Genomic DNA, 15,533 nt, shown 5'->3' on the forward strand with positions numbered 1-15,533 from the left:
ATATACTAGAGTTAGTATTGTCAATAATGTAAAGATAATAATGTAAAGATTTTATGGTATTCTCAGTATACTTTAAAGGAAAAATAAAGGTTATTTTGCCATTTTGGCAGGTTTTACCAGCATAAATAAGATATTAATAGATAGTAGCAATCGTGATTAATGCTTACTCTTTTGTGACTGTCTACCGAAATATCATTAGGCGAAATCAACTCTGACCTCAGTAATTCTCTCAGCAATTTCAGAAACTAGGAAAATCATACATGATATTATCACTGTCTTCTCAAAATGTTATCCAGTATCTGCAAAATGTAGGTCTGTGTAGCTCAGAAGATGGCGCATTATATGAATCTGAGTTGCCAGAAAATGGCGGTAATAATCGGAATTTATTGGTGAATCTGGCAGATAATCGGAAACTGCTGGTTAAACAAGAACGAGGCTTTAATTTTGATAGCAGTAACCATCAATTATTTAATGAGTGGCTATTTCACCAATTACTCCAGAAGTTTCCAGTTCTTGGCAATATTTCGGCGCTGGCATCACTATTACTACATTTTGATGAAGAAAATTCTATCCTTGTCCGTAGCTACTTAAGCGAATATGTGGAACTGGGTAAATTCTACGAAAATAATGATGTTTTCCCCACAGAAATTGCCACTGCCATTGGTACTACACTAGCAGGATTACATAGTTCCACCTTTCAGCGGCGAGAGTATCGTGATTTTATGAATACCGCGCCCCAAGGGCAGTTCCGCTATCACTTTTATAATCCCACCCAAGGGGTAGCTGCAATTAATCAAGATATTTTTAGCCAGATTCCTACTGAAGCACTCAAGTTTCATGTACTCTATCAACGCTACGAAAGTTTAGAATCAGCAATTGCTGACTTAGCTTATGAATGGCAACCTTGCTGTTTGACTCACAACGATTTGCAGCTAAACAATATTTTGGTACACTCCCGTTGGCAACAACTAGATAATTGCTTAATGAGAGTAATTGATTGGGAAGCTTGCACCTGGGGAGATCCAGCTTTTGATTTAGGAACATTATTAGCAAGTTACATCCAAATTTGGCTTTCAAGTTTGGTAGTAGATCCATGTTTAGAATTAGAAGAATCTCTAAATTTGGCAATCATTCCCCTAGAGGTAATTCAACCTTCTATCTTGGCTGTAATTCGTGCTTATCTCCAGGCTTTTCCCTTGATTTTAGATGAGCGTCCAGACTTGATTTTGCGTGTGATTCAGTTTGCAGGTTTAGCACTAACCCACCAAATTCAAAATATTATTGAATCCCGCAAATACTTTGATAATACTCACCTCTGTATGCTGAAAGTAGCTAAAAATTTGTTAACTATGCCAGAAAAATCTGTGTTAACTATTTTTGGCATTTCCGAATCAGAAATTCTCCAACCTGTCAAGGGATACAACAAAACCGTACAACCTGAAGACAAACAACTCCTACGAATTTTTTACGAAAAAACTCGCCTACGCGGTTGCTAGTATTGTAGTTAGTATTTTCAATGTGGAGGTGCAAATTTATTAATGTTAGACAATTCTACCAATCAGATCATCAATACTTTATTTGATATTGCCGCCAATATTCAAATTGAGCCTAACTTTTGTATTCAACATCCCAATTATCAACCTTTTGCACTGCCAACTACAGTCGCAAATAGATTTAAAAAAAATTCACCAGATTTACAACATAAATATCTGGCTTTATTACTGCGAAACTTTCTGCATGGTATTTATTATAATGGGTCTTTGCAAACTGTTTTATCAGTCAATGCAGAACAGGACAATTATTCACCCCAAAAGACTTTAGATCAAAGTTCTAATGTGGGCATTGATTGGGACTTTTATGAACAATTACATCAGCACAATCATGGTAATGGCCATTATGATTGTAATTGGGAAGTTTTACGACTAGAACCGGATGGAAGTTTGGCAGTCACTAAAAATGATTTAACATTATATGTTGAGCCAGAATGCTATCTCAAAGCTAGTAAAAAATCCGTGCAAGTGGGTGATTTAATTGCTATTTGGATGCCAAAAAATCGCTTACAAAATGGTCGCTATGTAGCAGTTAGTAATTTAGGACAAGAACATCAAAGTACAGGAGAGAATAATTTAGAAGTAGGGCGAATTTATTTTCATGTTAGTCCATTAGGTGCGATCGCTCTCATGGATACCCTGACACAACATTTCAACACCGCCAATATTCCCTTTAGTTTTGAAGTGCTTTATAACCCATTAACTTATGGGCGTTATGATGCTGGTGTACTTCATTTTGAAAGAAAAGATTATCCAGTCATTCACAGAATTCTTCAGGTAGTTTATAAACAGCATCAATCTTATTTTCAGCCAGAAATTCCCTTATTTACTAAATTTTTAGCTCCCGGACTGAGTTTAGCAGAAGCACCAAACCAAAAATTTGCCCCAGAAGAAAGTTTTGGGATGAACAGATGTCAAATTGTTGCTAATGCTTTATTAGAAGCCTGGGAAAAAGGTAAAAATGCCATTGAAGAAAGAATGCGGATCATTGATCAACACTTTGCACAACATTTAATTGATGTGCAACGTCCTTATCTTAATCCCAGTTCTGAAGATATATATATGCCATTAAATTGCTAACATTTGTAAGTAGAGTAAATTGAGTTTGTAGGGCAGGCATCATGCCTGCTTTCTGTTTTTATTGAGGAAATGCAAACAATGATTTTTACATATCAACGCACTGTCAGATTTGCAGATACGGATGCTGCTGGAGTTGTTTATTTTGCTAATATTTTAAGTATGTGTCATGAAGCCTACGAAGAATCTCTAGGACATTCTGGTATAAATATTCAAGCTTTTTTTACTCGTCCATCTCTGGCTTTTCCCATTGTTCATGCCAATGTCGATTTTTTACGTCCTATGTATTGTGGTGATAAGTTGATGATTAGTTTAATTCCTCAAAAGATAGGTATGGATAAGTTTGAAATTAGCTATGAAATTACTCTGGATGATGTAATAGTTGCCAAAGCAATTACTAGGCACGTTTGTATTGATGTGAGTAGTAGAACTAAGCAGGAATTACCAGATGATATGATTTCTTGGTTGGAAACGAACCGCAGAGACGCAGAGGGCGCAGAGAGAAGAAAGTCAAGGGAAGAAATTATGTAATTGATAATTGATAATTGATAATTGATAATTAAGAGTTCAGAGTTGAGTTGTCCAGAAAATCTAGGGCTATTTGTTGAACCTGTTGGCGGTTAATTTTACCTTGGGCGTTACGGGGTAATTTGTCTATGGGAATCCAATATTTAGGAATTTTGAATTTACTTAGTTGAGTTTTGAGTTGGGTTTCAATTTCTAAACTGCTTACATTTGGATGTTTAGGAATATAAATAGCTGTTAATGCTTGTCCCCAATATTTATCAGGTATCCCAATTACACAAACATCAATAATCAAGTTTGTTTTTCTCATCGCTGCTTCAATTTCTATGGGGTAAATATTTTCACCACCAGAAATAATTTTGTTACTACTGCGTCCAATAATATGTAAATATCCATCTGCATCTAAAAAACCAATATCATCTACTGAGAAATTATCTGGAGTTTCCCAAAGTTGTGGATAGTAACCTAAAGCCAATGATTTAGCTTGGAGATTCAGGTTTCCTGTGAAATTATCAATAGTAATTTTGGCATGGGGTAGAATCTGTCCACTGTTATTTTTACCCTTCAGAAAATCATTAGGTTTGAGAGTAGCAATTTGAGAGGCTGTTTCTGTCATTCCATAGGTAGGTGCTAATCTAATTCGATGAAATCTCGCTTTTTCTAATAATTCCTCCCATGTCGGCGCACCTCCTAAAAGTACAGTTTGAAATTGAGATAACCATTTTGTTAACTCTGGATTTTGTAGGAGACGTTGTAACTGGGTGGGAACTAAAGAAATAAAAAAATCTGAAGGCTTAATATTTGGTATTATAGAATATTCAATTTTTTTAAATTGAGTAACCACTAATTTACCACCAGTTGTAAAACTTCGCATAAATTGCATTAAACCACTGACATGATATAGTGGTAAAATACAAAAAGAATTAACTGAATTTAACTGAAAATATTCGGTAAAACCTTGTACAGATGCTGTTAATGTTTCCCAGGTGTGAATAGCAAATTTAATCTTGCCTGAAGAACCACCAGTAGGAATCATAATCCAATTTTCGATTGGTGATAAAGGTGATAAATTATTTTTCCTAGTCACCAGTCCCCAGTCCCCAGTCCCCAGTCCCCAAACTAAATCTGGTTGGACTAAATTAAAAACTTCTTCCCATTCATTTTTACCCCAGTCGGGATTACATAAAAACACAGGACATTTAGCAGCACAAGCGGCAATGAAACTAGCTAAAAATCTTACTGGTTCACGTTCAGCTAAAATTATTTTTGGTGGTTTATTTATTTTGGATAATTGGGTTAATTGTAAATATAATTCTGTGGCTATTTTGTAAAATTCCTGGCTATCGTCACCAATTAACCAATCATGATTTTTCAGTTTTTCTAGATATTTTAAAGGTTGTTCCATAAACTTTCTAGCCAGTTTGAGTCTTTCTCTGTAAAATAGTGGTTGATGCCAAAACCTACTGCACGGTTATTTTTTGATAATTGTGCTGCTAATTTGAGTGCGGCTTCTCTACCAATTGCAGTTTCAAATACAGATGAAAATACCACATCAAGATTATGCTGTTGACAAAACTTTCTCAATCTTGATGGTGAACCAACTATACCAGGTTTAATCACAAAAATTCCTTGCCAACCTTGGTTATAACAATATTCAAGTTGTTGTAATGTAGCGACAGATTCATCTAAAGCAATTTGTGTATTATAAAAACTACTTAACTCCTGCATTTCTGGGAATTTATCTACAGATAGCGGTTGTTCTATAAATTCAATTTGATTTTTGAAATTGTCGCAAATTTTCAACCATAAATTAGCTTCTTCATAACTAAGTCCACCATTAGCATCTAAACGCAATTTCGCTGAATTAGGTAAGTTATAAATCAGTGAATTGAAAATATGCAATTCTTGGGATATTTCATCAACACCTATTTTCCATTTAAATGTTTTATATCCTTGTTCCCATAGAATTTCCCATTGATTTAAAGCTGCTTCTCCTGCTGGTAATAAGCCGCTATAGGTAAGATTTTGGTAATTTATAAATTCGTGCTTTTCTCCAAAATTATCTAGTGCTGATTCAAAACCAAATTGACAAGCTGGTAATTTATCTGGAATCGCAAAAATTATCTCTGGTGTAATTTCTGTGGCTAATTGACTGCAAAAATCTAAGGCTTGTTTTAGAGTTTCAGTACCAAACCAGTGAATGGGGGAAATTTCCCCCCAGCTAACTTTACCTGTCACATCCACAAGCCTGATAATTATGCTTTCCCGTATTTCCCAAATTCCATGATTCGTAATTACAGGACGAGTGAATTTTTGACTAATGGGACGAAATGAAAATTGATATTTCATGTTTCTCAATTGATAATGGAAAATTGACAATTGAAAATTGTTTCATTCAAGGTTTAAAAAATATCCTTTCCAGGAGAAAAGGAAAAATTTCATATTTTCTATTCCTCTCACTACCAGGAAGAAGTAATTATCAATTGTCCATTGTTAATTTTCCATTATTGAACAAGAATTCTGACTCCTGACTCCTGACTCCTGAATTCTTACTAAAAAAACGGGTCAAAAGCATCCCCTTTAAAGGGGAAAAACAAAAAACTTATTCCTTGTTCAATCCTCTTGATTGATAAAGAGGTAATACTTTTGACTTTTGACTTTTGACTTGTGAAAATTATCCCAGCATAAATCCTGCACCAAATAATAAGCAACTCCAAAAATGCACCGCCACAGCAATGAATTTACAGTTACTTACTTTCTCTGGTAGATTGTGATTCTCTAAAACATGACGACATAATTTGAACGCAAAAGGTAAACTTACCCAACTTAATAGCGTCCAAATTGGAAAAATTCCTAATCCCACTAACAACAAATTGAAGGGATAAATACTCGCTGTAAACCAAACTAAAACTTGTGCGCCTTTTTGTGTACCTAAGCGAACAATAGGCGATCGCTTTCCAGCCGCTATGTCATCCTTAACTTGGTGAAAGTGTGAACAAAATAAAATTAAACTAGTCGCAATACCGACAATTACAGAAGCGGCTAAATTAGTGATTGACCAAGTTTGAGTTTGACTGTAGTAAGCTGCTGTCATTCCCAAGGGACCAAAGGCAAAAAAACAGAGAATTTCGCCTAAACCTTGGTATCCTAGACGAAAGGGGGGTCCCTGGTACATATAGCCCAAACCGCAGCATAGCAAAATTATACCAATTACAGTTGGGTCTTTTTGTAAAAGGGCGATCGCAATTATCCCTAACAAACCCGCAGCTAAACACAAGTTTCCTAACCAAAACATTAACTGCTTGTTACCAGTTAAATTCACCAGCGAGTGATGTTTATTTTTATCAATCCCTGTTTCTGCATCAAAAACATCATTACTGATATTTTCCCACGCCAGAATTAAAATTGCCGCAGTTATAAACACTGCAAATATTACGCCATTAAAAATTTTAGTTTCCGCAAATGCTACTGCTGAACCTACCCATATAGGCATAATAGCAACACTGTACATTGGCGGTTTGATAGCCGCCATCCATAATTTGTTTTTGGGGATTGATATCTGATTTGTAGTCATCAGTCGTGATGAGTTAAATTACTAAAAATGTAAGAATTCAGTAGTCAGGAGTCAGGAGTCAGAATATTTGTTTGTAGCAGTCTGCTACAGAAGTAGGTTTTCTCATCAATTATCAAGAATCACTCGAAAACTCTCATTCATTCTCAATCCTGTATTCTGTATCATGAATCCTTACCTAAAAATTTACTTATCAATTAAATTTTATAGTTTAGTGAGACATTTGACTTTGGTGAATTCCCAAAAAATGCTAATTTTGTCATTGTTGGTTTATCTCCTGGTAATAAAACTTGACTTTACATTTTGCCACCACAAACAGCGTCAGTTCTGGGAAACCCTAGAACCAAACAACGCCAAGGCTGGCTAATAGTCACTGAATATGCTACCTATAGAAATACGACCACGACTTGTAACACTTTAGGAAGATAACTTAAAAAAAATTTACTTACACATCCATGACAATTTCACCATGCCGCAGCAGTTTCTTTGTAGAATATAAAGATTTGCATCAATTACTGTTAGCAGTTCAAAAAAAGTGCTACGAAAATCATAGCCAGCAAATTGTTAGTGTTTCCTTAAAAATTGATTTCATAGACCCATTAGTTGTATTCAAAAAATTTGCCCAAGCCAATACATTAAATTTTTACTTTGAAAATAAAAGTAAAGGTGAAGCTATTGCAGCCATTGATGCTATCACCAAATTAGAGATTACTGGTAAACATAGATTTAGTAAAACTGAAAATTTCATCAAAGATTGCCTCAAAAATGTGATTAATTTTGGCAATACTAACCAACCATTTGCTGGTTCTCACTTTTTTTGTTACTTCAGTTTTTTTGATCAGCACCACCAAGCAGATTACCCATTTCCATCAGCTACAATTTTTCTCCCTAAATTTCAAGTAGCCGTCAAAAAAGATTGCTGCACCTTGGTGATGAATAGCAATATTCATGGTGATGTTAATATTCAAGCTTTATTATGGGAGTTAAATAACAAACTGGAACTTCTCCAATCTTTAGCAGACTATTCACCCAAAATAGAAATTTCTCCCAGTCATTTTCTCAAAAACCATATTACAAAATCCGCTCATTTTAAACATTCGGTATCATTGGCTTTGGAGAAAATTCAAGCTAATCATTTAAGAAAAATCGTTTTAGCAGATGTCCTGGATGTCAAATCCAATAATCATTTTGATTTATTTCAATCTTTAAATAATCTGCGGCATTTACATCCTAATTGTTATGTCTTTTCTACCAGCAATGGACAGGGACAAAATTTTATTGGCGCTAGTCCAGAACGTTTAATTAGCATTCAAAACCAACAATTAATTACCGATGCTTTAGCAGGTTCAGCACCTAGAGGCAAAACACCCACAGAAGATGCGGAAAATGCTAACAATTTAGTGAATAATACTAAAGAAAAACACGAACATAAACTAGTAATTGATTTTATCACCCAACGGCTATCACAACTAGGTTTATTTCCCCAGATTTTAGCCCCCCGTCTGCGACAATTATCTAATATCCAACATCTATGGACACCAATTAGCGCGGTAGTTCCTCCTCATATTCATCCTTTAAAAATTGTTGCCCAATTACATCCTACACCCGCCGTTGCCGGTGCTGCTAGAGATACTGCTTGTGCAGAAATTCGCCGTTATGAAAGTTTTGAAAGAGGTTTATATGCTGCACCTTTGGGGTGGGTAGATGCACAAGGAAATTGTGAGTTTATTGTGGGTATTCGTTCGGCTTTAATTGATGGCGATCGCGCTAGACTTTATGCAGGTGCTGGTATTGTCGCTGGTTCTGATCCTGATAAGGAATTTGCGGAAGTACAGCTTAAATTGCAAGCATTATTAAAAGCCTTGGTTTGAAGGAATATTTATGGAAACTTACAAACAGCAGGTCATAGAATTTTACAATACCAGAACCAATTATGATCATGAAGAAGGTACTCAGCACCCACGGGAAGCCAGTTTATTACTTGAATATGTACCAATTCAACCAGGGCAAAAAATCTTAGATATTGCCACTGGAACAGGTTTAGTTGCTATTCCCGCAGCTAAAAAAGTCGGTTCTCAAGGTCATGTAATTGGTGTAGATATGTGTCCAGGAATGCTACATCAAGCCAGAGAAAAAATTGCCGCAGAGAACTTAGAGAATATAGAATTAATAGCCGCAGATGTAGAAGAGATAAGTTTTAATGAAAATAGTTTTGATGTGATTTTTTGTTGTTCTGCAATTGTACTCTTGACTGATATTCCAGCAATTTTACACAAGTGCTATCACTACCTCAAACCAGGAGGATATATAGCATTTACTTGTCCTCCAGAAACCGCTTATTTAGCATCTGTTTATATAGCTACTTTGACTAAAACTTTTGGTATTTCCTTACCACATATTCTTTCTACTCTTGGTACTCCTGAAAAATGCCAGAATTTGCTAAAACAAGTAGGGTTTAAAGATATTGAAATAGCAGTTGAACCACGGGGAAGATACAGCAATTTACAAAATCATAAATTATCTTGGAATTCGATTAATTTAAGTTTTAAAGGTAATTCATTATTACCACAACCATCACCAGAAAAATTAGAGGAGTTACAACTAGCATTCACATCGGAAGTTGAAAAAATAACCACTGATAAAGGTGTTTGGGAGAATACAACAACCTTTTTTGCTCGCGCTAGAAAATGAATTATTGTTTTCATCCCCTTGCGGGGAAGTTGGTTTGTAAAGAACAATGGTAACTGTATCACAATTAACGGTGATACACTGTTTCCATCCCCTTGCGGGGAAGTTGGTTTGTAAAGGATTGACAGCAACGGGAATTGCATCACCATTAATGCGTTTCCATCCCCTTGCGGGGGAGTTGGTTTGTAAAGTTCAAAAAAATGCCCAAGATTTTTCAGAAGAAGTTGTGTTTCCATCCCCTTGCGGGGGAGTTGGTTTGTAAAGGAGACCAATTAGGTACAGGTAAAAGATAATGTCTAACAACGTTTCCATCCCCTTGCGGGGGAGTTGGTTTGTAAAGGCCGAAGGTGACATGATTGGTGCGGCTGCTATTTCCGTTTCCATCCCCTTGCGGGGGAGTTGGTTTGTAAAGGTCGGAAATAAATCCTTGTCTTGATTTGCAGCTTCGGTTGTTTCCATCCCCTTTCGGGGAAGTGGGTTTGTAAAGGCAAAATTAAAAGACGAGATTTCACCAAAGGTGAAAGAGTTTCCATCCCCTTTCGGGGAAGTGGGTTTGTAAAGAGGTGAACACGCAAAGAAGAACGATTACATGAGTCGTTTCCATCCCCTTTCGGGGAAGTGGGTTTGTAAAGGAAGTCAATTTTACAGTCCGCATTTGACAGCTTTGGTTTCCATCCCCTTTCGGGGAAGTGGGTTTGTAAAGATCATTGGCTTTCTTAATTTTGAAAAAGAGAGAGAAAGTTTCCATCCCCTTTCGGGGAAGTGGGTTTGTAAAGCCAGTTTCATGTATCGTTGAAAACGGGACTCTCCGCGTTTCCATCCCCTTTCGGGGAAGTGGGTTTGTAAAGCCCCCCGATGACCCAGGGACAACAACAACCATTTTGTTTCCATCCCCTTTCGGGGAAGTGGGTTTGTAAAGAAAAAAAACGATCGCATACCATGCCGTATGCTTTATCGTTTCCATCCCCTTTCGGGGAAGTGGGTTTGTAAAGCAGGGCGTTACAATGAATCAGGTTCGTGCTATAAAGTTTCCATCCCCTTTCGGGGAAGTGGGTTTGTAAAGAGTTCACTTCTAGAAACCTTACAGGGCAAGGGTTTCAGATACCCAAATCGACACCACTTTTTTTATTGAGAAAAAACCAGTGCTTATTGAGAAAAAACTCCCTACTTCAACCGTCGAAACCCTTACTACAAAAGCAATCGACACCAGTCAACGAAGTTATGCGGTTTTCAAGGTTCTGACGAGTGGTGTCGATGACCTCGACACATTCCATAATGTATACAGCAAATCACCATAAATGTCAAGTTTATGACAGATTACGAGCCACTTTTATAGACAATACTCCAAGTCAGGAGAATAAAGGCTTTTTTAGTCAAATTTGATTATTTTGATAAAATCTCACTTCTGGACTATTCTTCATTTCATCAACATTCTGACTCCTGACTCCTGACTCCTGACTCCTGACTCCTGACTCCTGACTCCTGATTTCTTACAAATTTTCTAACCAGCGAATTACATCAGCTTGACTAGAAAAATCTAAAATCGCTTCTGCTAAACTTTCTAATTGAGTTGTAGACAACTGATGAATTCTCTCTTCAGTCTCAGCATCAACCGCACCAAAGCGACGAGAAAGTAAACGGAGAATTAACAATACCTCTCCTTCCAGTTTACCTTCCTGTTTACCGATGTTAATACCTTCCAGCTTTCCTTCCAGCTTTCCTTTTTGCAGAATATCTTGATAAATCACAGATTCTTGCATAATTTCCTCTCGAAATAGTTGTCGAATTATGTCCTTTTCAAACCGCAAACCCGCTAGAAGCTGTACACAGGTTGAGATATTGACTCGTTCCTGGTTTTCTTCGATCATATCTAACTGGTCTGCAACTTGCTTTAACAAAGTATTTGGTGAATCGGTTTTTGCTAATGTCGCTAATGGTAAAAGACCAGGATTTGTTAACAATGGTGCGGGATCTTCTTCCCACAGACGAATCACTCGATACTCGTGTCTGGTTCTCCTGTCTACATACTCTGTAGTAAAGACAATTTCAGAATCGCTAGGTTGCAGAAAAATTATTACTTGCTCAATTGGACACCAGTATTGACGTTTTAATCTGGTGTAATAATCCAACATCCTAAAATCTAGTGGTGGTTTGGATTTAGGTGTAGTTTGAAATTCTAAATGGAGAATTTCCTGAGAAGTTTGTAAAAATGTAACAGAATCAGCACGAATGGGATCGAGATTGAGTTCTGTTTTCAGTACCTGGATATCTAAACTTTCTGATGATAGTAACCATTTAGCAAATTCACCAGGATACTTTTCGGCGAGATACTTGCAACTATTATCGTAAACCAAGGTATAATTAATCAGTTAAAGTGGGTGTTTTTTATCATAACACCTTTATAGCGATGATAAATCACGGATAAACAGACAAAATCTGACCAGAAATTTATTATCGCTATTTTCTTGAAAATTATTCCCAATCTCGATGAGTAAATGATTTCGCATTCGCACCAGTGTAGGTTTTCACAATATGACCATCACCAGACATTTGATATTTATATGTCACCAAACCCTCTAAACCCACAGGCCCGCGAGGTGGCATTTGTTGGGTACTAATTCCCACTTCTGCACCAAAACCATAACGGAAACCATCAGCAAAACGAGTAGAACAATTATGATAAACTCCCGCTGCATTGACTAAAGCTTGAAAAGTTGCTGCTGCTGCTAAATTTTCCGTCACAATTGCTTCTGTGTGCCGAGAACCATATTCACTAATATGATTTATTGCTTCTTCTAAAAAATCAACAATTTTAATTGCTAAAATCAAATCGCTGTATTCTGTTTCCCAATCTGTTTCTGTTGCTAAACCAATATTAGGCAAAATTTCTAAAGTGCGTTTATCACCTCTTAATTCTACATTCTGCACCGCTAAAGCTTCAGCAACTTTTGGTAAAAACTCTGCCGCAATGCTGTTGTGAACTAATAAGGTTTCAATGGCATTACAAGCTGCCGGATATTGAGTTTTAGAATCAACAGTAATATTAATTGCTTTCTCAATATCAGCGGATTGGTCTACATAAAGATGACAAATACCATCGGCATGACCAAGTACAGGAATTCGAGTATTTTCTTGTACAAACCTGACAAAAGAATTTGAACCTCTGGGAATAATTAAATCTACATATTTATCTAATTGCAAAAGTTCAAAAATTTCTGATCTGGTTGTCAACAATTGCACCGCATCGGGGTTAACAGCAGTATTTGATAATCCTTGTTTAATGGCTTTAACTATAGCTTCACAAGAACGTAATGCTTCTTTCCCACCTTTGAGAATGACACCATTACCAGATTTAATTGCTAAAGACACAATTTGAATTGCAGCTTCTGGTCTAGCTTCAAAAATAATTCCTAAAACCCCCAAAGGACAAGTAATACGTTTGAGAATTAAACCAGTATCAATTTCCCGGTGAATTTGTACCTTACCAATAGGATCATCTAATTTACCAACATCACGCACCCCTGCGATCGCATCCCTTAACTTATGTTCATCTAACTGCAACCGTTTATAAAGAGGTTTAGCAATACCTTCAGCCACAGCAGCTTGACAATCTGCCACATTTGCCTGTATTATCTCTTCCTTTGCAGATTCTAAAGCCAGAGCGATCGCTTCAATAGCCTGATTTTTCTCCTCAGTCGAAAGCACAGCCAACTTACTAGCAGCAAAACGAGTTTTTTGGGCAATTTCAATTAAGCCAGAAGCAACTTGCACAGTAGTCATGACAAAAATAAATTCACAATATAACAATCTTAATATTAGTCATTGGTCATTAGTTGCTTGTTATTCTCCCCCTACTTCCCCTACCTATTTACTGTCACCTGTCACCTGTCACCTGTCACCTGTCACCTACCTTCTTCTTTAACTTTTACAAAATTCTGATGACGAATACAGTATTTATTGAGTATTCATAGATGAAAATAACACCCTTTTGATCAGGGATTACATCATGTCATTGCAATCAGGCTTAGATGCCTTTCAACAGGGAAACTATCAAGAAGCAGTGTATCTTCTGGAGGAATTTTCCGAAAATTCTTTAGAACTGAATTCTCCAGATTATCTCACAGCCCAAATGTGGTTGATGAAAGCTTATCAAAAACTAGGCGAGACTGAACAAGCTAAAATTATCTGGCAAAAGCTGATTAATAGTGATAACCCACAGGTGCGAGAATGGGCAGAACAAGACCGTCCATTTTTCTCATCAGTCAGTCAGTCTAAAGCCGGACGTGCAGCCAGTGTGGGTGTCAGCTTGGCAATGGCAGGTGTCGGTGGCAGTTTAGCCCTCGCATCTGGTGTGACAATTGCCTTACTATTTGGCATGGTTTTCGTTTTAGGTTTAAGCCTAGTATTAATTTTCAGTAGTAGCGATCCTCTCACTGGACTAGCGATCGCTATTGGTATTACTTTAATATTCAATCTAGCAGCTTTCTTCCTTTCTCCCTTGCTGATGGACTTAACCCAAAGCTGGCTGTACCAAACTCGTTGGGTGAATTTATCAGAAATTGAACATTTCAGTCCAGAAACAGGAAACATCATTCGCCAAGTTTGTCAACAAAAAAATATCACCATTCCCAGACTGGGCATCATTGACGACCAAAACCCTACGGCTTTTACTTATGGTTCTTTACCTAATAGCGCCCGGTTAGTCGTCAGTCGAGGACTGTTCACTTATTTAGACGATGATGAAGTTGCTACCGTTTATGCCCACGAACTAGGTCACATCGTCCACTGGGACTTTGCTGTCATGACCCTAGCTTCTACCTTAGTGCAGATTTGCTACCTAGTTTACAGCACAGCCAGAAGATTTACCCGTGGTGGTGGAGATAACAAAATCAAAGATGCTTTGCAAACAGCTAGTACCATTGCTTACATCTTTTATCTTGTCGGTACTTATTTACTCTTATATCTTTCTCGTACCAGAGAATATTTTGCCGACCACTTTGCAGCGGAAACCACAGGCAACCCCAACGGACTTTCTCGCGCTTTAGTAAAAATTGCCTATGGCATAGTTGAAGAAGGTTCACGTTCCCAAGAACCAAGCCGTTTAATTGAAGGAACTCGCGCTTTAGGCATTTATGACCCCAAAGCCGCAGCTTCCACGGGTACAGCTTATCGCATCGCCTCCAACCCACAAAAAATTGGTCGTGTCTTTTTATGGGATATGTTTAACCCTTGGGGTTGGTGGATGGAATTAAACTCCACCCATCCCCTCACAGGTAAACGAGTCCGCGCCCTTAGTACCTACGCTGAACAACTAGGTTTACCCACCGAGTTTGACATGGGAATAATCATAGGTGAAGGTAAAACCCTAAACAAAAACAAGCTTTACGGCAACTTCTTTTTAGATATCGTCCTTTACGGTGCAGAAACCATCGGCTTATTCGTTGGTTTATTTATCGGTGTCTTATTTTGGTCAGTTTCCCGCAACTCAGGTTTGATATTCGGTGCGCCTTTTATTGGTTTAGGAGTGGGAATTTTAATCAAAGCCTTGGTCATGTTCCCCGACTACTCCAAAGCTGCACCCACTGATATTCTTACCTTGATGTCAGACCCCTATGCCAGTCCTTTGCGGGGTCAACCAGCCATATTAGAAGGGGAATTAATTGGTCGTGGTGACGCTGGCTATAAATTTGGTTCTGACCTCAAACTGCAAGACTCCAGCGGAATGCTGTATTTACATTACGCCTCCCGTTTTGGACCTATTGGTAATTTCTTGTTTGGGATGAAACGAGTAGAAAGCTTGATAGGGCAACAAGTTGGTACTACTGGTTGGTTTCGTCGGGGCGTTATGCCTTGGATGGATTTAATTCAACTAGAAGGCGAAAATGGCACTATCGTTAATAGCTATCATCGCTTTTGGTCATTTGTGCTTAGTGGCGGATCTATTATCCTGGGAGTGGTATTGATTGGAATTTTCAACGGGAATTAATCTGCTGTCCTAACATTTCTGATTAATTTAAGCTGTGTGTTTTTGCTCCCCCACGTCCCTCGTGGGGATTTTTTTAGCGGCTGAGTCCTGAGTCCTGAGTCCTGAGTAAGAATTTGCTTCCCCTACCTCCCCTGCT

11 protein-coding genes and 1 CRISPR repeat array are annotated in these 15,533 nt (G+C 37.6%); of the genes, 6 read left to right on the forward strand and 5 right to left on the reverse strand.

Annotated features, from left to right (window positions below; genetic code table 11):
* Positions 1-260 precede the first annotated feature (260 nt).
* The 3 genes from A0J48_RS23445 (at position 261) to A0J48_RS23455 (ending at position 3,158) form a co-directional block, all read left to right on the forward strand.
* Positions 261-1,496: a phosphotransferase family protein gene (locus A0J48_RS23445; RefSeq protein WP_200326999.1), complete on the forward strand. Its 1,236-nt coding sequence runs from the start codon at positions 261-263 to the stop codon at positions 1,494-1,496.
* Between the two features lie 42 nt (positions 1,497-1,538).
* Positions 1,539-2,630, forward strand: a complete 1,092-nt coding sequence (locus A0J48_RS23450) for a T3SS effector HopA1 family protein (protein WP_200327000.1) — start codon at positions 1,539-1,541, stop codon at positions 2,628-2,630.
* Between the two features lie 78 nt (positions 2,631-2,708).
* Complete coding sequence (locus A0J48_RS23455) at positions 2,709-3,158, forward strand: acyl-CoA thioesterase (RefSeq protein ID WP_200327001.1); 450 nt, start codon at positions 2,709-2,711, stop codon at positions 3,156-3,158.
* A 28-nt stretch (positions 3,159-3,186) separates the two neighbouring features.
* Here the strand turns inward: A0J48_RS23455 and A0J48_RS23460 are convergent, their stop codons facing one another.
* The 3 genes from A0J48_RS23460 to menA form a co-directional block, all read right to left on the reverse strand.
* The gene (locus A0J48_RS23460) at positions 3,187-4,557 is read right to left on the reverse strand and encodes a 2-succinylbenzoate--CoA ligase (RefSeq protein WP_200327002.1); all 1,371 of its coding nucleotides are present in this window, start codon (positions 4,555-4,557) and stop codon (positions 3,187-3,189) included.
* Positions 4,542-5,501, reverse strand: coding sequence for an o-succinylbenzoate synthase (locus A0J48_RS23465; RefSeq protein WP_200327003.1), 960 nt, complete (start codon positions 5,499-5,501; stop codon positions 4,542-4,544). The genes A0J48_RS23460 and A0J48_RS23465 overlap by 16 nt, the downstream gene beginning before the upstream one ends.
* A 325-nt stretch (positions 5,502-5,826) precedes the next feature.
* On the reverse strand, positions 5,827-6,726 hold the full coding sequence (gene menA, locus A0J48_RS23470) for a 2-carboxy-1,4-naphthoquinone phytyltransferase (RefSeq protein WP_200327004.1): 900 nt from the start codon (positions 6,724-6,726) through the stop codon (positions 5,827-5,829).
* A 452-nt stretch (positions 6,727-7,178) separates the two neighbouring features.
* On the opposite strand from menA, the gene A0J48_RS23475 reads away from it, so the two are divergent.
* The gene (locus tag A0J48_RS23475) at positions 7,179-8,594 is read left to right on the forward strand and encodes an isochorismate synthase (RefSeq protein ID WP_200327005.1); all 1,416 of its coding nucleotides are present in this window, start codon (positions 7,179-7,181) and stop codon (positions 8,592-8,594) included.
* Positions 8,595-8,604: 10 nt separating this feature from the next.
* A complete protein-coding gene (locus A0J48_RS23480) occupies positions 8,605-9,414 on the forward strand; it encodes a class I SAM-dependent methyltransferase (RefSeq protein ID WP_200327006.1) in 810 nt (269 codons plus the stop codon).
* 6 nt (positions 9,415-9,420) lie between these two features.
* Positions 9,421-10,474: direct repeats of the CRISPR family, unit length 36 nt; unit sequence GTTTCCATCCCCTTTCGGGGAAGTGGGTTTGTAAAG.
* A 427-nt stretch (positions 10,475-10,901) separates the two neighbouring features.
* Here the strand turns inward: A0J48_RS23480 and A0J48_RS23485 are convergent.
* Positions 10,902-11,765, reverse strand: a complete 864-nt coding sequence (locus tag A0J48_RS23485) for a DUF4351 domain-containing protein (RefSeq protein WP_200327007.1) — start codon at positions 11,763-11,765, stop codon at positions 10,902-10,904.
* Between the two features lie 118 nt (positions 11,766-11,883).
* Positions 11,884-13,191: a glutamate-5-semialdehyde dehydrogenase gene (locus tag A0J48_RS23490; RefSeq protein WP_200327008.1), complete on the reverse strand. Its 1,308-nt coding sequence runs from the start codon at positions 13,189-13,191 to the stop codon at positions 11,884-11,886.
* A gap of 226 nt (positions 13,192-13,417) precedes the next feature.
* On the opposite strand from A0J48_RS23490, the gene A0J48_RS23495 reads away from it, so the two are divergent.
* Complete coding sequence (locus A0J48_RS23495) at positions 13,418-15,397, forward strand: M48 family metalloprotease (protein ID WP_200327009.1); 1,980 nt, start codon at positions 13,418-13,420, stop codon at positions 15,395-15,397.
* Positions 15,398-15,533: the final 136 nt, after the last annotated feature.

It is taken from the genome of Sphaerospermopsis aphanizomenoides BCCUSP55 (genome assembly GCF_001586785.1).
Classification (GTDB): Bacteria; Cyanobacteriota; Cyanobacteriia; order Cyanobacteriales; family Nostocaceae; genus Sphaerospermopsis_A; species Sphaerospermopsis_A aphanizomenoides_A.